Below are 21,350 nucleotides of genomic sequence, written 5' to 3' on the forward strand. Positions count from 1 at the left end.
TTCTGCATGGGCGATTCGCGGACCGCGCCTATTGCTGCTGCTCACCTGCGAGCCGGGCCAGCATCAGGGCGCCGAGGATGATGGCGCCGTAGATGGCCTGTATCCAGAACGATGGCACCTGGGCCAGCGTCAGCAGGTTCTGCACCACGCCCAACAGCAGCACGCCGCACAGCGCGCCCGACATGGAGCCCTTGCCGCCGTCGAGCGAAATGCCGCCGATGACGGCCGCCGCGAACACCGTGAAAATCATCGAGCTGCCCTGGTTGGCATTGATCGCGCCCACATAGCCCGTGACCACCAGCCCGCCCATTGCGGCCAGCACACCGGCCAGCACGAAGACGCCCCAGGTAATACGGTCCACATTGATGCCCGCCGCGCGCGCCGCATGGGGGTTGCCGCCAATCGCATACAGCGCGCGGCCCAGCCGGTGGTGGCGCAGCATCACAGCGGCCGTGCCGAACGCCAGCGCAGCCAGCCAGACCGACAGCGGCAGCCCCAGCAGCGTGGCCGTGGCCAGGGCGAAGAAAGGCTGCGGCATGTCGAACAGGGTGCCGCCCCTGGTCGCGCCCACGAGCAGGCCGCGCAGCACGATCAGCATCGCCAGCGTGACGATGAAGGCATTGAGCCGCAGCCTGACGACCAACAGGCCATTGATAAAACCCGTGCATGCGCCTACGGCCGCGATGGCCAGCAGCCCCGCCGCCACCGGCCATTCCGTGCCAAAGCCTCCCGAGGCTGCAGGAATCACCAGCATGGCGCCCACCGCCGGCGCAATGCCCACCGTGGACTCCACCGACAGATCGAACTTGCCCGTGATGATGATCAGCGACTCCGCCAACACCACCAGCGCCAGGGCTGCCGAGGCCCCCAGGATGCTGACCAGGTTGGCCGGTGTCAGAAAGCTGGGGCTGGTCAAGGCTCCCAGCAAGAACAGCAGGGCCAGCGCAGGGACCAGCGCATAGTCGCGCAGCCGGTGCAGGGCGAGCCGCCGGGCGGCCGGCACGGGCACAGCCGTGTTCGGCGAGACGAAGGTTTCAGTGCGCATGCAGGCTCACTCCTTCCATGGAGGCAATCAGTTCACCGTCGTCCCAGCCTCTGGCGAGTTCGGCCACCACATGGCCATGGGACATCACCAGCACGCGGTCGCAGATGCGCAGGTCGTCCAGCTCGCTGCTCGCCAGCAGCACGGCCCGGCCCTGCCGTCGCTCCTCCTCCACCACGGCCAGCAATGCCTGCCGGGACTTCACATCCACACCCGCAGTGGGATCGATGAGCACCAGCACATCGGGCTCGCTGGCCAGGGCGCGCGCCATCACCACCTTCTGCTGATTGCCGCCCGACAGGCCGGACACGGCCTGCTGCGGCCCGCTGGCCGCCACATCGAGTGCACGCATGGCCGACAACGCCGCGGCCTGCCTGCGCGATGGCGCGATGAACCCGAACCGGCCCAGCCTGTCCATGATGGTCATGGTCGCGTTCTCGGCGATGGACTGCCCCGGCACCAGGCCCTGGCGGTGCCTGTCCTGCGGCACGCAACCCACGCCGTGCGCCAGCGCGGCGCCTACATCGCCGGGCGGCAGCACGCGGCCCGACACCAGGATCCGGCCCGCCGTGGTGCGCCGCAGGCCCGCCACCGCCTCACCCACGGCCGTGCGCCCGCTGCTGGTGGAGCCTGTCAGCCCCACGATCTCGCCACGCCGCACCTGCAGGCTGACAGCCCCGAAACCCTTGCCGCACACCTGCTGCAGCGCCAGCACCACGGGGGCAACGCCCGTGCCCCCGCCTGCCGGGGGTGCGTGGGCGGCGCAAGACGCGCCGGCCAGGCTGTCCCGCTCGCCGGTCATGGCCTCGATCAGCGCCTGCCGGGGCAACTGCGCCACCGGCGCCGTCACCACATGGCGCGCATCGCGCAGCACGGTGACCGTCTGGCAAATCTCATAGATCTCCTGCAAGTGGTGCGAGATGAAGAGAAACGTGACGCCGCCTTGCTGCAGATCGTGCACGCGCCTGAGCAGCCGCCGCGTCTCGTCGTGGTCAAGCTGCGCCGTGGGTTCGTCCAGGATGATGAAGCGCGCGCCCAGCGACAGCGCCCGTGCGATCTCCACTAGTTGGCGGGCTTCCACCGTCAGATCCCGGGCCAGCGCATCCTCGTGCACATCGATCTGCCAGGCATCCAGCAAGGCCCTTGCCTCGCGCCGCAGCACGCGCCAGGAAATCCAGCCATGGCGCAGCGGCTGCCGGTTGATGAACAGGTTCTCGGCGACAGACAGCTCGCCGATGATGGTCGAATGCTGGTAGACACAGGCCACATGCTGGCGCCAGGCCATGCGGTCGGCCACCGCAGGCGCGGGCTGGCCGTTGAAGAGGATGCTTCCCGTGCCGGGCTGGTGCAGGCCGGTCAGCAAGGCGACCAAGGTGGACTTGCCTGCGCCGTTGCGGCCAGCCAGTGCATGCGACTCGCCCGGCATGACCGCCAGGCTCACATCGTGCAAGGCCGTCGTGGAGCCGAAACGCAAGCCGAGCCCACGCGCCTCCATCACCGGCGTGCCCGGTCTGTCAGCCATGAATCCGGGGAGTATCGTCATGGCTGGTTGGCCCACAGCGACTTGTCGTCCACGTTCTCGCGGGTCACCACGGGTGCGGGCAACTGGTCCTCCAGAATGCCCGGAGCCACCTCCACGATGCGGCTGCCATGCGGGGTGGGCCCGGGCTTGAACGACTGCCCTGCCAGCGCTGCCTTGATGTAGTACAGGCCGTACTTTGCGTAAAGATCGGCGGGCTGCGAGATGGTGGCGTCGATCTCGCCCCTGCGGATGGCATCCAGCTCCTGCGCGATGCCGTCGTTGCTGATCACCACGATGTGCCTCGGATCGCCGGCCGGACGCAGCAGCCCCCTGCGCCGCAGCGTCTGCAGCGTGGGCGCCAGATAGACGCCGCCTGCGTGCATGTAGATGCCCTTCAGGTCCGGATGCGCGGACAGCAGGCCGTCGAGCGCGGCGGCGGCGGCATCGGACTTCCAGGCCGCGGGAATCTCCAGCACCTGCAGCGCCGGGAAATCCTTCATGCAGCTGCGAAAAGCCTCGGCCCGATCACGGCCGTTGACCGATGCCAGGTCCCCCATGATCTGCACCACCTTGCCCGCCTTCACCTGAGCGCCCAGGTACTGGCAGGACCGCGCGCCATAGGCGCGGTTGTCGGCACGCACCACCATCGCCACCTTGCCCCGGGTAGGCGCCACGTCCACCGCCACCACAGGAATCTTCCCCTGCTCGGCCAAGGCGAGCGCGCGACCAATGGCCGCCGAATCCAATGGCGCCACCACCAACCCCTTGGCGCCGAGGTTGATCAGATTGGCCACGTCGGTGATCTGCTGGGCCGGGTCCTGGTTGGAGTTCACCGGCGCCAGGATGTCGACCCCAAGGGCCTTGGCCATTTGCGGGAGGTAGCCGTTGTAGGCCTGCCAGAACGGCGAGGTCAGCAGTGGCAGGTTGACCCCGATCCTGCCCTGCGCCGGGCCAGGTTCCGCCGCCAGCGCCGGCCCCGCGCCGGCCAGCGCCGCCACTGAAGCCAGCGCGGCTACAGCGGACATGAGCCGGCAAAGCATTGCGGAACATCCGGCCGGAACCTGGAAAACGCCGTGCAGTGCAGCCATGGAAAGTGCCTCCTCATGTGTGCCGGGACTCCGGCGGTGCCGCTGGATCGCCTTTTTGCCGATGGCGCGTGGCACATCGCCGGGGCAATTCATTCATCCATGAATTAATTATTTATAAATAAACCTCACTTCGGCAGCTATGGTTTACCCAGCCCACGCACCGCTTGCGCAGGTCGGCAGCAAAAACAGGACTTGTCCTATCCCGAACGTAAGATCTGCACGCATGAGCAAAGCACTGGACAACGCAGAAGACAGCGAGCGCTACCGCGCGCCGGCACTGGACAAGGGGTTGGACATCCTGGAGCTGCTGGCCGAGCACCCCGATGGCCTGACGCGGGCCGAGATCGTCAAGGAACTGGGCCGGGGCCCCAGTGAGATCTACCGCATGCTCGAGCGGCTGGTGGCCCGGCAATATGTGATGCGCTCGGCCGGCGGTGACCGCCATGCGCTCAGCCTCAAGATGTTCGCGCTGGCGCACCGCCACCCACCCGTCAACCGCCTCGTGACTCAGGCGCTGCCCGTCATGGATGCCTATGCGCGGCAGGCCGAGCAGTCCTGCCACCTGGGCCTCTACGACCGTGGCAATGTCCTGATCGTGGCCCAGGTCCCCGGCCCCGGGAACTGGGGCCTGTCAATCAGGCTGGGCGCACGCGTCGGGCTGCTGGACACCGGGTCAGGCCATGTGCTGCTGGCCTGCCAGACACCCGAACGCCGCTCGCAGATGCTGGCCGAGCACACGCCTTTGGAAGGCGAGGTACATCTGCCCGAGGCACAACTGCACGACATGCTGGAACAGATACGCCGCACGGGTCACAAGCAGAGCGAAAGCCTGCAGTCCTATGGCGTGGTGGACATCTCCTGCCCCATCCTCGGGCCCGATGGTCAGGCCATGGCTGTGCTCACATCACCCTATATCCGGCGGATCGATGGGCATGCGGGTCCCTCGCTGGATGAGGCGCGCGGGTACCTGCTGCAGGCAGTGGCTGGGCTCTCTCTCAATGGCGGTCTGCGCGGCGAGGAATGAGTCAGGCGATTTTTTCCAAATGCATGTGGTGCTTGCTGTGGTGGCAGGGGTTTCAATCCACGCGGTCGCAAGGGGCGCGACGAGCGTCAGGGCCTTGGTGATGCCCTGGCTGGCGCGGTTTCAATCCACGCGCCCGTACGGGGCGCGACCAGGCGCTCCAGCCCGAAGGCACAGGCCTCCTTATCGTTTCAATCCACGCGCCCGCACGGGCGCGCCGCCAGTTGCGGATCGCCGCCACGGCGCGGCGCACGTTTCAATCCACGCGCCCGCACGGGGCGCGACCACGGCAGCGACACCCATGAATTCATCGTCGTCTGTTTCAATCCACGCGCCCGCACGGGGCGCGACCCACGCGGATGCGCGAAGACAGCTCATAGAGCCGGTTTCAATCCACGCGCCCGCACGGGGCACGACGAAAGACGATGGCGACGAGCGCGGCGCGGCGCGGCAAAGTTTCAATCCATGCGCCCGCACGGGGCGCGACTGGGCATCAAGGAACGCAATCTAACGCCAGCACAGTTTCAATCCACGCGCCCGCACGGGGCGCGACGCCGTGCTCCAGTTGGTATTGCATCGGGGCTCCAGTTTCAATCCACGCGCCCGCACGGGGCGCGACACCCGCTGATGAGCCGCATGCACAAGCCGGACCCGTTTCAATCCACGCGCCCGCACGGGGCGCGACCTCATGCCTGCGATCACTCGCGTGAGCACCGACATGTTTCAATCCACGCGCCCGCACGGGGCGCGACGAGGACCAACGCCACTTCATCGGTTTGCTGGCGCTGTTTCAATCCACGCGCCCGCACGGGGCGCGACCGGGGACTTCGCCGCGATAGCTCACGCCGTCCACGTTTCAATCCACGCGCCCGCACGGGGCGCGACTTACACAGGAGCCGGCATGCCCCCCTCGCACATCGTTTCAATCCACGCGCCCGCACGGGGCGCGACTTGCGGGAGCGAGAGGATTTCGCAGGGGAGACTGGTTTCAATCCACGCGCCCGCACGGGGCGCGACCTGCTGCAGGGCCTCGCGCATCTTGAGCACGCAGTTTCAATCCACGCGCCCGCACGGGGCGCGACGAGAAGGAGCTGGCGCGCGTCTGGACGATGGTGGAGTTTCAATCCACGCGCCCGCACGGGGCGCGACCCGAAACGATGGCGTAGGCGCCGCCCATCGGCAGGTTTCAATCCACGCGCCCGCACGGGGCGCGACATGACTGCAATCTGTAGTCAACAAGCCACAGGAGTTTCAATCCACGCGCCCGCACGGGGCGCGACAAAGCACTTCGGCGTTGTAGTGCCGGTGCAGCTTGTTTCAATCCACGCGCCCGCACGGGGCGCGACTTGTTGTTGCGGGTCTTGCCGCTCCACGTGGGCTCCGTTTCAATCCACGCGCCCGCACGGGGCGCGACCCGGCATGATCACCTTTCTGCGCGGCCGGGTGAAGTTTCAATCCACGCGCCCGCACGGGGCGCGACCTGGCCGTGTACGGAGCATCGCATGTCACTGGCCGTTTCAATCCACGCGCCCGCACGGGGCGCGACCTGCCGGGCCGGCGACAACCTCCATCTCTTCCAGTTTCAATCCACGCGCCCGCACGGGGCGCGACGCCTCACGCGCCGTTCCGTCATGGACCAGATCAAGTTTCAATCCACGCGCCCGCACGGGGCGCGACCGCCGCAAAAGGCGCGAGCACGGCGCTGGGGTTGTTTCAATCCACGCGCCCGCACGGGGCGCGACGATCAGGGCATAGACGTCCTGTCCGGGCGTGTTGACGTTTCAATCCACGCGCCCGCACGGGGCGCGACACTGTATTTGACTACTGTTGATGAGCTTCGCGTAGGGTTTCAATCCACGCGCCCGCACGGGGCGCGACTACGGCAGATTGTCGCAGGGGTGCAAATCGGCTGTGTTTCAATCCACGCGCCCGCACGGGGCGCGACCGAGCAGCGTGGACGCGGCCATGCCCTCGTCGATGTTTCAATCCACGCGCCCGCACGGGGCGCGACCGCGGTAGCTACGGCGCCGGGGACTGTCCTAGAGTTTCAATCCACGCGCCCGCACGGGGCGCGACGTGCGATGCGTGATGCTCCGGCAGCGCGCGTGGTTTCAATCCACGCGCCCGCACGGGGCGCGACCTGCCGCTCCCACCGCCCAGGCAGCGCCCGCCCTGGTTTCAATCCACGCGCCCGCACGGGGCGCGACCCACCTGGTAGCCGTGGGCCTTGAGCTGGCGCACGTTTCAATCCACGCGCCCGCACGGGGCGCGACTAGTCGTGCAAGAGATCCGCAAGGGCACTGGCAAGTTTCAATCCACGCGCCCGCACGGGGCGCGACTGGGCATACCCGAGACCCATATCAGCGGCTTCAAGTTTCAATCCACGCGCCCGCACGGGGCGCGACTCGTCATCATCGTGGTGCGCAGCGGCTTGGGGGTGTTTCAATCCACGCGCCCGCACGGGGCGCGACCAGCAGCCGTTTTCCTCGCAGACGTACCAGACTTTGGTTTCAATCCACGCGCCCGCACGGGGCGCGACGGGGTACTTATAGAGCAATTTCACCGCTATGAAAAAAGCCAGGCTTCCGCGAACCAGGCGGCACTGTCATGCTGCGGAATCGGCGTTCAGCCAATCCCTCGCACACCCCCTTTTGAAAACAACAGCTTGCGCGGCCGCGAACCTCAAGGGCAGGCGGCGGTCACTTGGGGTTCGCGCGGAGGCTCAGAAGACGAGGGGGGCGTCGAGGTCCAGCACGGGCTTTGCGCCGATGTGTTCGACCTTGCTGCGCCAGTGTTGGCCCAGGTAGTAGAACCTGAGGCTGTCCTGGGCGGGGTCGATGATTTGCATCAGCCGCGCCTTGAGGGCGACCCATTGCGCGGCGTCCACTTCTATTTCGAAGACGGAGTATTGCGCGCGCTGGCCGAAGTCCCGGCAGGCCTTGGCGATGCGCCGCAGGCGGCGGGCACCATCCGGGTCCTGGGTACGGACGTCATAGCTCACCAGGACCATCATCGGCACACCTCATTTCTCATCGCCGGGCTGCCCCAAGATAAAAAAGCGGCTCCCTCGGGGGGCAGCGGACCTTGCGCAACAAAGGAAGCGTGGGGGCCATGTTTCATTTCCAAAGGAATGGCGGATAGGCATCGAGATCACCGCGCAGGTGGCGGGCCAGCAGTTGCGCCTGGATAAAGGGGAACAGTCCGATGGCGGCTTTTTCTTCGATGAAGGCGTGGCGCAGTTCTTCACGCTTGCGTTCCTGGTAGGCGGTCAGCACGGTCTTGCGTGATGCTTCGGTCAGCAGGACCGCTCCGTTGTCCATGGTCTGGAAGTCGCGCTCACCCAGTTGCTTGCGGTTGATCAGCGACAGCGCCAGCCGGTCCGCCAGCAGGGGGCGGAATTCCTCCAGCAGGTCCAGCGCCAGGCTGGGGCGCCCAGGCCTGTCACGGTGCAGGAAGCCCACGGCGGGGTCCAGGCCCACGCTTTCGAGTGCTGAGCGGCAGTCGTGCGTGACGAGGGTGTAGAGAAAAGACAGCAAGGCATTGACCGCGTCGCGCGGTGGGCGCCGGCTGCGCCCCTGAAAGCGCATGGCGGGGCTGTCCACGCGAATGAGCATGTCGAACACGCCGAAATAGGCCTGCGCCGCCTCGCCCTCGTAGCCGCGCAGCATGTCCAGGCTGGTTTCTCCGGGCAGTTTGTCCGCAATGCGCCCCAGCCGCCTGTAGGCGTGCGTCAGTGCTGCCTCGGCTTCGGGCTCCAGCTTGTCGCCGTGGTCACGCAGTGCCCGGCCCAGGACCGCGCGCTGGTTGTGCAGCTTGCCCAGCAGGATGTTGTGGACGATGGCGGCGCAACGGCCCGGATCATCGCTGACACGGTACTGCTGACGGCGCAGCAGCACGTTACCGGAAACAGGCCCCTCCACCCGCGCAAGAAAGCGCCCGTTGGGCGTGAGAAAGCTGGTGCAGATGCCCTGCTCGGCGCAATAGCCCATCAGCGGTGGAGACACCAGCACGCGTCCGAAGCAGACCAGGCTCTCGAGCATGTGCACCGGCAGCCGGGCACGCTCGCGCTGCTCGACCTCCATCACGATGTTGGCACCGTCCTTGCGCAGCCAGGCGCCTTCGGTGGTCACGTACAGGGTGTTCAGTTGCCGTCGCATGGACCTTCTTCCATCTGCTGGCCCCATTGCGCTGACAGCCAGGCATTGACACTCTGGGTGCGCCCCAACAGCCTGGGCTGGCACAGGTCCAGCAGCGAACAGGCATCGCACAGCCGGGGGCTGTAGCGCGCCGTTGGCGTGGTGCCCGAGTCCAGCATGGAGCGCACCGCGGCAATGGTGCCGCAGGTGAGCTGGCGCAGTTCGTTGTCGAAGCGCACATCGGTGCGCCTGCGGGCCTCACCGTAGTAAAGGGCGCCCGCCTCTACCGGCTGGCCCAGCATGGACTCCAGGCACAGCGCCTGGGCGCAGAGCTGGACTTCATCGGCACGATGGGCCTTGGGCCGGCCGCGCTTGTACTCCACGGGAAACGCTCGCTCGCCCTGTGGGCCCTGGTGGAATTCCACCACGTCGGCAATGCCGGTGATGCCCAGGCGCGTATCGGCCAGCGGCATGGCCGTGACAGTGCGCACACCCTTGCGCCGCTCGGCCTTGGGCTTGTCGGCCTTTTCGTGCAGCAGCCGGCCTTCAGCCGTATGCCGGCTTTCGGCCCACAGTTGCTCGACATGGATGAGGGCGCATTGCCTTGGGCAGTACAAGTAGTGTTGCAATGCCGACAGGGCAATGGCGTCGTCTTCGCTCATGGTGCGTCGGCGGCTTTGCCACCCGTCTCAGATCAGTTCCCGCAGGGTCACGCCCGAAGGCACGGCCGCAGTGTCGATGTGCACACGGTAGTCAGCAAAGCGCCGGGGAGCGCCCGCATCGGCCGGCTGTGCGGACTCCACCTTGACGGCGTCAAACAGCACATGCGCAGGCGCGTTGCCCATGGCGCTTTCATGTTCGAAGACGATGAGTTTGCGCGCCGCCATCTCGCCGCGTGCGGCGGAGCGGTCATGCTCGAACATGTTGATCAGCGCGCGCCAGAACAGGTCCAGGTCCTCGTTGGAAAACCCGGTGCGCTCGGCCAGCTTGGCCGAGATGAAGCCATGGGCACGGTACAGGCCGTAGGGAATGATGTGCTTGCGGCCCATGGTGCGGTTGTCGCCACTCTGGGCTTCGGCCTCTTTTTCCGTGGTGACGGCCATGCGCGTGATGGAGATTTCCAGCGGCACCACGGGGTCGATGGAGGTGGCGAAGGCCATCTGTATGGGTCCGCGCACCTGGCCCGCATTGACGCCCGTGGTCATGACAGCGCCAAAGGTGCGGATGTCGAAGAAGTTGGCGCACATCCAGGCCGTGATCTCGCGGGCCTTGGCTTCGTCCTTGGGCAGTTTCTTGTCTTCGGGCTTGAGGCCGATGGCCTCGTAGGCCTTGCGGTGCTGTTGGTTCAGGATGGCCTTTTCCTGCATGTAGATGGCATGGCCAGGCGCATCTTCCTTGTCCAGGCTCACGAAGTTGCGGATCTTGCGCTTGAGGCAGACATCGGTGACCAGGCCTCGATTGGTCTCGGGGTCCAGGCGCGGCAGGTTGCCGGCATCCGGATCGCCATTGGGATTACCATTGGTGATGTCGAACAGGTAGACGAATTCGTAGCGGTGGGCGATGGCGGTCATGCGGGATCTCCGTCAGTGCGGTCTTCGGTGGAATCGGTGCTGTCGTCGTTGGCGGCAGACTTGTTGAAGCGGCTTTGCGACTGGTGGTAGTAGCCGATGGCGAAACGGCCCTGGTCTTCGATGCGCAGGCTGCGGGGGAAGCTGTCGGTGAGGCCGCCGACAATCTCGCCAATGTCCTTTTCCAGCCCCACGGCAGCGCCCGGCCTGTCCTTGCGCAGGCGCCCCAGATGGTTTTGCGCATTGCGCAGCAGCATGGGAAATACCGATGCCGGCGTGGCCGAGGCCGCGCCGTAGTAGCGGTCGCGGATGGTCGCGTTGACCTGCCCGCCCAACGCCTGGCGCTGGGCACTTTCCAGCACGGCGAAAAGGCGGCCCAGCCGGTAGGCCGCGTTGGTGGATTCCTTGTCCAGACTCACGGGGATCTCCTCCTTGTCACTGTTGATTCCGAGGCGGCGCTCACGCGCCAGAATGCCTTTGCAGATACCCACGCGCAGCCCCGACAGATGGCCGTCGCTGCGCATGCGCATCAGCACGTTGGCCAGCAGGCTGCGCGGATAGGGGCGGCCGGTGAGCACGGCGCGCATGAACTCGCCCACGAGATTGCTCATGGCGTCATCCATCTTGGGCGCGCTGCCCTCACGGTGCGGTGCCGTGGCCAGCACCACGCGGTAAGCCGAGGGCGCGGTCTTCCAGGGCACAGGCTCCAGATGAAAGTCCTGCGCATGCTCCGCCAGGCGGCGCGCAAACAGGCCCAGCGTGCCGACCTCCCAGAAACGGATGGAGATGCGCGAGGCATTGGGCGCCAGGCCCAGCACGTACATTCGCGTGTCTTCCTCAAGCCTGGGGTCGATGTCGCTGAGCGGCCGGCCTTTCTGCACCTTCTCCAGTTCGATGCGGATGCGCGCGGTCTCCTGGTCGTCCGAGGGACGGTCATCGAGCAGGTCGGCCAGCAGCGACTCGGCCCGCACGGCCTGTTCGGCCTCCTGGCCATCTGCGGCCTCGGCCCAGAAGACGATGCTGGTATCACCGATCTGCAGGCGCTGGCGGTTGTGCTCGCCGCGCCGCAGCAGGTGGTTGAGCACGGTGGTGTAGGCAAAGGCGGCCTGCTCCGAGACAGGTGCGTTGTCGCCCTGGCTTTTGCCGTAGGAAGTGAATGACTCCTGGTTGAAGGAGACGATGGAGGCGCCGGAGCTCTGCGCACCGCTGACGCCCTTGATGACCGGGTGCAGGCGCGCCACGGGCAGGCTTTCGCCGCTCACAAGGCAGGTCGCCACCGACTCCTGACTGCTTTCTCCACCGTCGTCGCTGGCGAGCAGCCGGGCACGCAGGGCCTGAGCGGCCGGGCGTTCGTGCAGATAGGCCTTTTCGCCATCCATGCGGAACACCATGTTGGCATCGAGCATGTCCGGGGTGAAATGGGGCGCTTCGAATTGCTGCGGCGTCCAGGCATCGAGAAAGCCCAGCAAGGCCTTCAGGCCCGCGTCCTGCGTGCCGGCCAGATGCTCGCGGTGCAAGGCCTTGAAGGCTTCATGCTCCTTGTCCGCGCGCTTGCTGGTTGCGCTCACGCCCAGCACATAGCTGGTCTTGTCCCAGAGGAAGTTGGACTTGATGCCCACCGTTCTTTTCTCCGGCTGGGGCACGTTCATCACGCACGGCAGCGGCTTCTTGCCTGTGGTGTCTCGGATGTCGTTGACCTGCACCACACGGCCATCGGCGGCCAGCAGGATCTCGTAGCTGATCTTCTCGGGGCTGTAGCCAAAGGGCGCCAGGCCCTCCTCGCGGCGTTCCAGCAGCCGTTGGTAGTAGGTGGCAAGCGCCTGCAGGATCATGACTTGAGCTCCTCGCTGTGCCAGGGCGGCACGGCGATCACGCCACCGGACATGCTGGCGCGGAAAAAGCGCGGGGCCATGCCGTTGGCAAAGTCGATGTCGTGCAGCATCCAGCCCAGGTCCCGCTCGGGCAGCAGGCTTTCGTGCGGTGTTGGCAATGCCTCGCCGTCTTCGAGCAGACCGAAGTCCGCCGGAAACTCGCGCACGCCCAGGCAGGGCATTTGAAAGCACTGGCCCTTGCGCGCTCGGCGGTTGAAGATGTCCAGGTGCTTGCCCACCGAGTCGTCGGCGCCGGCCTTGGGCGTGAGCTCGAAATGCGCCTCGATCACATAGGCCACGTCGCGCAGCACCGTGGCCGCACGCTGCTGGCGGTCCTGGTCCACATGCGTGACCAAGCCTTCCGTGGAGCCGACCTTCATCGCCTTGGACACACTGGCCGGAGAGATCTTGCTGCCGACCTCGTTGCGCCGTATCGATTCAAAGCGGATCGGCTTCAGTACGTGGATGCGGTCTACGCTCCAACGTATAGCCGGCTTCCAGTGGATAGTCTCCAGAATGCCGCGCGCGGCCGAAGGCGTGATGACGTCGTAGCTGACGCGCTCACCCTTCATCTCGGGTCTGGTGAAGCAGGCGCGCTCACCCCAGACCTTCAGTTTCACTCCAAATCCCATGCCCTCTCCTCTCCTTCAGCGGCAAGACACCGTTGCCTGCGCTACCAGCACAAATGCTCGGTCTGGATCAGCGCGGGCTCATCCCAATGGATGCCATGGCGCGGGTCGTACAAGCCCTCGTGCGCCAGCACCATGAATTGATCACCCCATTTGCTCTCGGCCACCGGCACCACGGCCCCGGCCTTGCGCAGTGCATCAAAGCCTTGTCGCGGCAGTTGCACCAGGTAGGGCTGCAGGCTGCGCGCCAGGCCCACGCTGCCTTGCGCATGCTCCAGCGCCCGCAGCGCGTCCCTGGCCTTGTCGTCATACGGCACGATCACCGGTATCTGCACGCTGTCGATGAGCCGGAACTTCGCCGCCAGGGTTTCCATCGGCAGGCTGTCGAAGCGGCTTGCCGTCAGTTGCCCCAGCAGATCCGGCACATCCAGGGCCTGCGAGCCCTTTTGCCAGTACAGCAGCGAGAAGTAGCGCTGGATGGCCTCGGGGGCCAGAGGCTGCGCCTCGAACTGCCTGAGCACTTCTCGCGCCTTCTCCGCGTACTGCTTGAGTTCAGGTGGCGGTGCCCAATCCGGATTGCCCGGCAGAAACACAAGCAGCTCGCTGGTATCCCTGGCGCGCCGTCCCTCCCGGTTGCAGCGGCCAGCGGCCTGGGCGATGGAGTCCAGGCCCGCCTCGGCACGCAGCACGGTGGGAAAGTCCACATCGACGCCGGCCTCGATCAAGCTCGTCGATACCAGCCGGCAGGGTTTGCCTTCCTTGAGCATCTGCCGCACTTCGGCCAGCACCTCGCTGCGGTGCCGGGCACACATCAGCGTGGTCAGATGGCGTGCGCCGGGCAGATCGGCCATGGCCTGGTAGACGGCCCGCGCATGGCGGCGGTTGTTGACGATGCACAGCACCTGTTCGCGCGAGCGCAAGTGCCCGGCCAGCGCCTCATCGTCCAGCACGCCCAGGTGCCGCACGCGCACGCGCTCCAGTTGCGTGAACAGCCGGTCCGGGTCGGGCGCCAGTTCCCGCACTTCGTTCAGGCCGTCCTCGAAATCGGGCGCCACCAGTGCAGGCTGGGTCGCGGTGCACAGCACCACGCTCGCGCGGTAGTTGCGCGCCAGTTCGTCGATGGCCGCCACGCAGGGCCGCAGCAGCTTGAGGGGCATGGTCTGGGCCTCGTCCAACACGACCACGCTGCCCGCGATGCGGTGCAGCTTGCGGCATTGCGATGGCCGGGCGGCGAACAGGCTTTCGAAGAACTGCACGGCCGTGGTAACGATGATGGGCGCGTCCCAGTTCTCCATGGCCAGCTGCAGCTTCTTCTGCGCCTGGTATTTTTCGGGGTCGTCGCGCGGCGGCTCGGTCTGCACGAAAGCGCTGTGGTGCTCCAGCACGGCGGCGTCGCCCAGCGGGCCCAGGGCCCTGCGAAATACGGCGGCGTTCTGCTCGACGATGCTGGTGAACGGAATCACGAAGATCACTCGGCTCAGGCCATGGCGTATGGCGTGGTCCAGCGCGAAGGCCAGCGAGGCCAGCGTCTTGCCCCCGCCCGTGGGCACCGTCAGGGAAAACAGCCCCGGCGCCAGTTCCGCCTGCGCACGCACATGCTGCAGGATGTCTGAGCGGATGGGGTTGACGTCGCCCCCCGTCGGCAGACCTGCCAGGAAGTGATCGAGCTGCTCGCGCAATGCCTGCAGGCTGGGGGCCGGCTTACCCGCGCTGCGATGATCGGGACGGCTTTCCGTCTTCAGATAAAAGCGCTCCGTATCGAGAAAATCGGCATCGACCAAGCATGAAAACATCATGCGTGTGAAAAATGCCAACTGGAAATTCTTGCGTTTGCCGTCACAAGGCTTGAGATCGACCATTGGCAGCTTGGCGGGCAATGCGATGTCGCGCTTCCACGAGGGATCGAGTTGCGGCAATTCATAAGCATCATCGAGCCGATGACGCAATGTGGATTTTCCCCCCTGCCCGTCGCCATTGGCCAAGCCTGCGTGATGCCCTGCAATGCCGTAGGCCAACAAATGGCCTATGCCGGGGTAGTACTTGGCTGCAATGCGTGCACCCCAGGTGGAGTGGTCCACACGAAGAGCATCGCCTTGCAGACGCAACTGGTAGGGCTCGGTGTACTTGCCCAGGTCATGCAGCCAGCCCTGTATCTCAGCCAGCTCACCGGCACCGAAGGCCTGTGCGAACTGTCGAGCCAATGTGCCCACACCCTTCAGGTGATCCGGCAGGGATTGCCAATCGGCCTTTGAAACATTGGCTGTGGAATGCGCAAAGAAGTCACCCATAAGACAATTCAGATTCTTCCGTCTATTTCTCGGTAAAAACAGGAATAGTTCTAAGAAAAAACACCGCAGGCACCAAAAGCGCCTGCGGTGTTTATTTGACCAGTCCAAGGCTGGACCGACTATAGGGGAAATATCAGCCTACACGGCGCAATCCCGATCAGGAGTCAGCGGATTTCAACGCGCCGTCGTATCGCTGCTGGCCGCCACGATGGGGATATAGAACTCCCCGCCCGCACGGTTGAATTCCTCGGCCTTGGCCTGCATTCCGGCGGCAATGCCTTCCTGCTCGGCCACGCCCTTGGCGGCGGCGAATTCGCGCACTTCCTGGGTGATCTTCATGGAGCAGAACTTGGGGCCGCACATGGAGCAGAAGTGCGCCACCTTGGCGCTGTCCTTGGGCAGGGTTTCGTCGTGGTAGGCCTGGGCGGTGTCGGGGTCCAGGCCCAGGTTGAACTGGTCCTGCCAGCGGAAGTCGAAGCGGGCCTGGCTCAGCGCGTCGTCGCGGGCGCGGGCGCCGGGGTGGCCCTTGGCGACGTCGGCGGCGTGGGCGGCGATCTTGTACGCGATGATGCCCTGCTTGACGTCGTCGCGGTCGGGCAGGCCCAGGTGTTCCTTGGGCGTGACGTAGCACAGCATGGCGGTGCCGAACCAGCCGATCATGGCCGCGCCGATGGCGCTGGCGATGTGGTCGTAGCCGGGGGCGATGTCGATGGTCAGCGGGCCCAGGGTGTAGAACGGCGCCTCGTGGCAGTGCTTGAGCTGCTCGGTCATGTTGGCCTGGATCATGTGCATGGGCACGTGGCCGGGGCCTTCGATCATGGTCTGCACGTCGTGCTTCCAGGCCAGCTGGGTCAGCTCGCCCAGGGTCTGCAGTTCAGCGAACTGGGCCTCGTCATTGGCGTCAGAGGCGCTGCCGGGGCGCAGGCCGTCGCCCAGCGAGAAGCTGACGTCGTACTGCTTCATGATGTCGCAGATGTCCTCGAAGTGCTCGTACAGGAAGCTCTCGCGGTGGTGGGCCATGCACCACTTGGCCATGATGGAGCCGCCGCGCGAGACGATGCCCGTGCGGCGCTGGGCCGTGAGGTGGATGTAGGCCAGGCGCACGCCGGCGTGGATGGTGAAGTAGTCCACGCCCTGCTCGGCCTGCTCGATCAGGGTGTCGCGGAAGATGGGCCATGTCAGGTCCTCGGCAATGCCGCCCACTTTTTCCAGCGCCTGGTAGATGGGCACGGTGCCGATGGGCACGGGCGAGTTGCGGATGATCCAGTCGCGCGTGGTGTGGATGTTCTTGCCGGTGGACAGGTCCATCACGTTGTCCGCGCCCCAGCGGATGGCCCAGACCAGTTTCTCGACCTCTTCCTCGATGCTGGAGGTGACGGCCGAGTTGCCGATGTTGGCGTTGATCTTGACCTTGAAGTTGCGCCCGATGGCCATGGGCTCGATCTCGGGGTGGTTGATGTTGGCCGGGATGATGGCGCGGCCGCGCGCCACTTCGTCGCGCACGAATTCGGGCGTGATGATCTTGGGGATGGCGGCGCCCAGGCCGTTGCCGGCCAGGCGCGCCTCGCGCGCGGCGTCCTGCTGGTACTCGGCCATCCATTCGCGGCGGCCGTTCTCGCGCAGGGCCACGTACTCCATCTCGGGCGTGATGATGCCCTTGCGCGCGTAGTGCATCTGGGTGACGTTGCCACCGCTCTTGGCGCGGCGCGGCTGGCGCTGCAGCGATGCGGCCTCGGCCCGCAGGCGGGCCACGCGCTCGTCTTCCTCGCCGCGCTTGCCGCCGTCGTCCAGGGCCTGGCGCAGGCGGCCGGCGTAGTACTCGCTGTCGCCCCGCGACTCGATCCAGGCATTGCGCACGCCCGGCAGGCCGCTGCGCACGTCGATGGCCACGGCCGGATCGGTGTAGGGGCCCGAGGTGTCATAGACGCTGACCTGCTCGCCATTGGTCAGCTGGATATCGCGCACGGGCACGCTCAGGCCGGCATGCAGGCTGCCTTGCAGATAGCTCTTGGTGGAGGCCGGGAACGGCTTGCGCGACTGCGCCAGCAGGTCGGAAAAACGCTGTGCGTCGGGAGCTTCGCCGGCTGCGGGGGTGAAGATGGAATCGGGAGCGTTCATGTCGGGTTCCTTGCGTTCAAAGCGTCGATCAACAACGCTCCGGGAACCGGACACTCCTTGGGCTGTGCCAAAGGCCGCGCACCGGGCTATGCCAGTGTGGGCCTGCCAGGGCCGTATGGCCTTGGCCCCTGGTTGCCACGCACGCCAAGGCGCACGAGCAGCCTTGGTTGGCAAGGGTCGATGCGCATCGGATGGTGGCCTGCCTGGCCGTTGCGGCCCTGCGTGTATCCGCCGTGGCGGACTTCCATCCTCTGACTTCGGCCCCGCTTCAGGGTCCCGCTCTTCTTCCGCCGGTATCAACCGGATCAAGTTCGTCGGGTTCGCCTCCTGGCCCATGCAGCGCATGGACCGGTTGGCATCTCAGTGCATCAGCACACCCCGGAGCAGCGGCAAGTATAGGGGATGGTTGGCGGCCCATCGCCTGCGGGTTTGCCCAGGGGCCATGCGCCGCAGTCAGTCGAAGCCGCGCAGCGCACCCCATTCGGCCATCGGTGCGCGCGTGGCGCGCCAGCCGTTGATGGGGGCGCTCTTGTCCTCGTAACCCAGCGCAATGCCGAAGGCCACGTGGTAGCCCTCGGGCAGCGCCAGCGCCTGGGTCACGGCGTCGTTGTAGCGGCGCCAGAAGCCCTGGGCGCAGGTGGCCAGGCCATTGGCGCAGGCCAGCAGCATGAAGGACTGCAGGTAGATGCCCAGGTCCACCCATTGCGGCAGGCCCATGCGCTCGTCCACCGCCACGATCAGGCCCACGGGCGCGCCGAAGAACTGGCCGTTGCGGGCCAGCTGCTCCAGCCGCGCGGGCTTGTCGTCGCGCGGAATGCCCAGCGACTGGTACAGCTCTTCGCCATTGGCAAAGCGCCGGCTGCGGTAGGGCTCCCAAAGGTTGGGCGGGTAGGACAGGCCGGGCTGGGCGTCCTGGGGCTCGGCTTCGGCAACGGCGGTGAGCAGCTGCTGCAGCGGCTCTCCCGTCAGCGCCAGCACGCGCCAGGGCTGCAGGTTGCCGCCCGAGGCCGCATTGGCCGACTGTTCCATCAGGGTGCGCACCAGCGCCGCATCGGGCGACTGGGGCAGGAAGGCGCGCACGGAGCGGCGCGCATGCAAGGCCTGTTCAACGTTCATGCTGGTCGGAGTCTCCGGTCTTCTTGGGGGATCTTGGGGATCTTTGGTGATCTTGTGCAGGCCTACTTGCCCATGATCTGGTCGATCTTGTCCTTCTGGAAGGCCTGCGGGCGCTCGGACTCGCAGGGCACGCAGTCGCCCACCTTGCTGCCGGCCGAGAGCTTGGCAATGGCCTCCCACAGCAGCGCGATCTGCTGCTCATGCGCGGCCGCGCCATCGCTCAGGCCGCGCATGGCCTGGGCCACGGGGTCCATTTCCTGGGTGATGCCGTAGGCCGTGAACGGCTGGGGCGCGGCAGAGGCCGGGACCTTGATGGACTCGGCCTTGGCCGATGCCGGGTCGTGCTCGGTCACATCGGCACTGTGGCCGTTCTTGCTGGCGATGATGCGCGCCGGAATGCCCACGGCCGTGGCGCCTGCGGGCACGGGCTTGATGACCACGGCATTGCTGCCGATCTTGGCGCCGTCGCCCACCTCGAAGCCGCCCAGCACCTTGGCGCCCGCGCTGACCACCACATCGCGGCCCAGCGTGGGATGGCGCTTGGCGCCCTTGTACAGCGAGGCGCCGCCCAGGGTCACGCCGTGGTAGATGGTGCAGCCGTCGCCGACCACGGCCGTCTCGCCGATGACGACGCCCATGCCGTGGTCGATGAAGACGCGCTCACCGATGACGGCGCCGGGGTGGATCTCGATGCCCGTGAGCCAGCGGCCGATGTGCGAGATGAAGCGCCCCAGCCACTTGAGGCCATGGTTCCAGCACCAGTGCGCCGGGCGCTGCAGCCAGATCGCATGAAGACCCGGATAACAGGTGATGACCTCCCAGGTGCTGCGTGCCGCAGGGTCGCGGTCGAGGATGCACTGGATATCGGAGCGCAGGCGGTCAAGCATCTAGGGGCTGGTTATTGTTGACAAGACCGCTCAGTCTAGCGTTTCGGTGGGGTGCTCTGCAGCATGGCCTTCGCAACACCGCGCAGGATGTGGATTTCCTCGGCGGTCAGTTGCGAGCGGTTGAAAAGCTGGTTGAGGCGCGGCATGAGCTTCTTGGGTGCGGCCGGATCGAGAAAGCCGATATGCGCCAGCGCCTGCTCCCAGTGGCCCAGCATGCCGGCCACCTGGGCCGCGTCGGCGCGCTGCGGCGCAGGCGTGTGCTCCACCACGGGAAAGCCGCCCAGCGCCTGGCGCCACTCATAGGCCACCACCTGGATGGCTGCCCCCAGGTTCAGCGAGCCGAACTGCGGATTGGACGGAATCGACAGCGCCACATCGCTGCGGTAGACATCGTCGTTGCTCATGCCGAAGCGCTCGCAGCCGAACAGGAAGGCCACGCCGGACTGGTTGCAGCGCGGCGCGGGAGCCGGTGCGGACACGGATGCATCGGTGGGCGGTGCCGCTTCATCGGGCGCATCGGCCTCATCGGGCGCAGCCAGCACATCCAGCGCCCCGCTGAGCAGCAGCTCGAAATGCTGGCGCGGCGTGCGCGTGGGCGGGCCGAAGTCGCGCGGCGTCATGGCCGTGGCGCACAGGTGGCTGATGCCGTCCAGCGCCTCCTCCAGCGTCTCGACCACGCGCGCATTGCCCAGCACGTCCAGCGCGCCGCTGGCCCGCTGGATGGTCTCTTCCTTGCGCAGCACGTTGGGCCAGCGCGGGCGCACCAGCACCAGGTCGTCAAAGCCCATGGTCTTCAAGGCGCGGGCGGCGGCACCCACATTGCCGGCGTGGCTGGTTTCTATCAGTACGAATCGGGTTTTCATGGCGTCGCTGGCCTGCCGGCGCCGGCAGAGCCCCCAAGACGGGACAGGTTGCGCAGCACAAAACGGACAAGGCGGGTAAAATTGCGCGCTATTGTCGCCGCCCCGCATCGCCGGACGCGGCTTTTTCCGTTCTTACCCGCGTCAAACAGCCTGCTTTTGCCAGAGAGGACCGTCCTCTCCTTGCACAGCCGCTGCTCCGCCAACGCCTCACAATCTATGTCGACCAACCTGCATCCCATGCTCAACGTGGCCATCAAGGCCGCACGCGCCGCCGGCGCCATCATCAACCGCGCGGCTCTTGACGTGGAATCCGTGCGTGTCGCACAAAAGCAGGTCAACGACTTTGTGACCGAGGTGGACAAGGCGGCCGAGCAGGCCATCATCGAAACCTTGCTGGGCGCCTACCCGGGCCACGGCATCCTGGCAGAGGAATCGGGCAACGAGTTCGGCGCCAAGAACTCCGACTACGTCTGGATCATCGATCCGCTGGACGGCACCACCAACTTCATCCACGGCTTCCCCGTGTACTGCGTGAGCATTGCCCTGTCCTTCAAGGGCAAGGTGGAGCATGCCGTGGTGTACGACCCCTCGCGCAACGACCTGTTCACGGCCACGCGCGGCCGCGGCGCCTACCTGAACGACCGCCGCATCCGCGTGTCCAAGCGCATCCAGCTCAAGGACAGCCTGATCTCCACCGGCTTCCCCTTCCGCCGTGGCGACAACTTCAAGCAGTACATGAACATGCTGGGCGACGTGATGCAGGAAACCGCAGGCGTGCGCCGCCCCGGTGCCGCCGCGCTGGACCTGGCCTACGTGGCAGCCGGCTTTGCCGACGGCTTCTTTGAAAGCGGCCTGCAGATCTGGGACGTGGCCGCCGGCAGCCTGCTGGTGACCGAGGCCGGTGGCCTGGTCGGCAACTTCACAGGCGAGGCGGATTTCCTGGAGCAGAAGGAATGCCTGGCGGGCAATCCGCGCATCTATGGTGCGCTGGTCGGCATCGTTGGCAAGTACAGCAAGTTTGCTTCTGCTGGTGAGAAGGCGGGTGTGCGGCAGGCGCTGTCTGATTCTGGAGAGGCGGCTCCCGTCGCTGATGCTGAAACTGCTGAGTCTGAGCAGCAGCCTGAGGCTTGATTCCGGCTTCTCCTCTCTTATGAAAAACAGCTCCTTCAAGGAGCTGTTTTTCGTTGGGCGTGGGTTCGGT

16 protein-coding genes, 1 CRISPR repeat array and 1 riboswitch are annotated in these 21,350 nt (G+C 66.2%); of the genes, 2 read left to right on the forward strand and 14 right to left on the reverse strand.

Features of this window, described 5'->3' with window-relative positions:
• Window positions 1–28: 28 nt before the first annotated feature.
• Genes ACRSCF_RS21885 through ACRSCF_RS21895 form a run of 3 tightly spaced genes read right to left on the reverse strand, consistent with a single transcriptional unit; the run spans window position 29 to window position 3,604 of the window.
• Window positions 29–1,045 (reverse strand): ABC transporter permease, encoded by a 1,017-nt coding sequence (locus tag ACRSCF_RS21885; protein WP_244386602.1) that lies wholly within the window; start codon window positions 1,043–1,045, stop codon window positions 29–31.
• Window positions 1,035–2,564: a sugar ABC transporter ATP-binding protein gene (locus tag ACRSCF_RS21890; protein WP_034368612.1), complete on the reverse strand. Its 1,530-nt coding sequence runs from the start codon at window positions 2,562–2,564 to the stop codon at window positions 1,035–1,037. The genes ACRSCF_RS21885 and ACRSCF_RS21890 overlap by 11 nt, the downstream gene beginning before the upstream one ends.
• A gap of 17 nt (window positions 2,565–2,581) precedes the next feature.
• The gene (locus tag ACRSCF_RS21895; RefSeq protein WP_374008455.1) at window positions 2,582–3,604 is read right to left on the reverse strand and encodes a sugar ABC transporter substrate-binding protein; all 1,023 of its coding nucleotides are present in this window, start codon (window positions 3,602–3,604) and stop codon (window positions 2,582–2,584) included.
• Between the two features lie 271 nt (window positions 3,605–3,875).
• On the opposite strand from ACRSCF_RS21895, the gene ACRSCF_RS21900 reads away from it, so the two are divergent.
• Complete coding sequence (locus tag ACRSCF_RS21900) at window positions 3,876–4,676, forward strand: IclR family transcriptional regulator (protein ID WP_034368607.1); 801 nt, start codon at window positions 3,876–3,878, stop codon at window positions 4,674–4,676.
• Between the two features lie 250 nt (window positions 4,677–4,926).
• Window positions 4,927–7,212: direct repeats of the CRISPR family, unit length 32 nt; unit sequence GTTTCAATCCACGCGCCCGCACGGGGCGCGAC.
• A gap of 183 nt (window positions 7,213–7,395) precedes the next feature.
• On the opposite strand, the gene cas2 is transcribed toward ACRSCF_RS21900, so the two are convergent.
• The 11 genes from cas2 to ACRSCF_RS21955 form a co-directional block, all read right to left on the reverse strand.
• Complete coding sequence (gene cas2 / locus ACRSCF_RS21905) at window positions 7,396–7,686, reverse strand: CRISPR-associated endonuclease Cas2 (RefSeq protein ID WP_016453846.1); 291 nt, start codon at window positions 7,684–7,686, stop codon at window positions 7,396–7,398.
• A 103-nt stretch (window positions 7,687–7,789) separates the two neighbouring features.
• Window positions 7,790–8,830, reverse strand: a complete 1,041-nt coding sequence (gene cas1c, locus ACRSCF_RS21910; RefSeq protein WP_034368861.1) for a type I-C CRISPR-associated endonuclease Cas1c — start codon at window positions 8,828–8,830, stop codon at window positions 7,790–7,792.
• Window positions 8,815–9,471, reverse strand: a complete 657-nt coding sequence (gene cas4, locus ACRSCF_RS21915) for a CRISPR-associated protein Cas4 (protein WP_034368863.1) — start codon at window positions 9,469–9,471, stop codon at window positions 8,815–8,817. The genes cas1c and cas4 overlap by 16 nt, the downstream gene beginning before the upstream one ends.
• Before the next feature lie 27 nt (window positions 9,472–9,498).
• Complete coding sequence (cas7c, locus tag ACRSCF_RS21920) at window positions 9,499–10,380, reverse strand: type I-C CRISPR-associated protein Cas7/Csd2 (RefSeq protein WP_034368866.1); 882 nt, start codon at window positions 10,378–10,380, stop codon at window positions 9,499–9,501.
• On the reverse strand, window positions 10,377–12,209 hold the full coding sequence (gene cas8c, locus ACRSCF_RS21925) for a type I-C CRISPR-associated protein Cas8c/Csd1 (RefSeq protein WP_126311754.1): 1,833 nt from the start codon (window positions 12,207–12,209) through the stop codon (window positions 10,377–10,379). The genes cas7c and cas8c overlap by 4 nt, the downstream gene beginning before the upstream one ends.
• Window positions 12,206–12,880, reverse strand: a complete 675-nt coding sequence (gene cas5c, locus ACRSCF_RS21930) for a type I-C CRISPR-associated protein Cas5c (RefSeq protein WP_034368868.1) — start codon at window positions 12,878–12,880, stop codon at window positions 12,206–12,208. Before cas5c ends, cas8c begins: the two co-directional genes overlap by 4 nt.
• Before the next feature lie 41 nt (window positions 12,881–12,921).
• Window positions 12,922–15,165, reverse strand: coding sequence for a CRISPR-associated helicase Cas3' (gene cas3 / locus ACRSCF_RS21935; RefSeq protein ID WP_244386608.1), 2,244 nt, complete (start codon window positions 15,163–15,165; stop codon window positions 12,922–12,924).
• Window positions 15,166–15,339: 174 nt separating this feature from the next.
• The gene (gene thiC / locus ACRSCF_RS21940; RefSeq protein ID WP_034368871.1) at window positions 15,340–17,283 is read right to left on the reverse strand and encodes a phosphomethylpyrimidine synthase ThiC; all 1,944 of its coding nucleotides are present in this window, start codon (window positions 17,281–17,283) and stop codon (window positions 15,340–15,342) included.
• A gap of 265 nt (window positions 17,284–17,548) precedes the next feature.
• A riboswitch (TPP riboswitch) is annotated at window positions 17,549–17,674 on the reverse strand.
• Between the two features lie 62 nt (window positions 17,675–17,736).
• A complete protein-coding gene (locus ACRSCF_RS21945; RefSeq protein WP_016449661.1) occupies window positions 17,737–18,399 on the reverse strand; it encodes a nitroreductase in 663 nt (220 codons plus the stop codon).
• 62 nt (window positions 18,400–18,461) lie between these two features.
• The gene (cysE, locus tag ACRSCF_RS21950; RefSeq protein ID WP_432675086.1) at window positions 18,462–19,286 is read right to left on the reverse strand and encodes a serine O-acetyltransferase; all 825 of its coding nucleotides are present in this window, start codon (window positions 19,284–19,286) and stop codon (window positions 18,462–18,464) included.
• Window positions 19,287–19,321: 35 nt separating this feature from the next.
• Window positions 19,322–20,149: an RNA methyltransferase gene (locus ACRSCF_RS21955; protein ID WP_088166809.1), complete on the reverse strand. Its 828-nt coding sequence runs from the start codon at window positions 20,147–20,149 to the stop codon at window positions 19,322–19,324.
• 216 nt (window positions 20,150–20,365) lie between these two features.
• On the opposite strand from ACRSCF_RS21955, the gene ACRSCF_RS21960 reads away from it, so the two are divergent.
• On the forward strand, window positions 20,366–21,280 hold the full coding sequence (locus ACRSCF_RS21960) for an inositol monophosphatase family protein (RefSeq protein ID WP_016449664.1): 915 nt from the start codon (window positions 20,366–20,368) through the stop codon (window positions 21,278–21,280).
• Window positions 21,281–21,350 lie beyond the last annotated feature (70 nt).

Source organism: Delftia sp. 11MD, from assembly GCF_050907895.1.
Classification (GTDB): Bacteria; Pseudomonadota; Gammaproteobacteria; order Burkholderiales; family Burkholderiaceae_C; genus Comamonas; species Comamonas tsuruhatensis.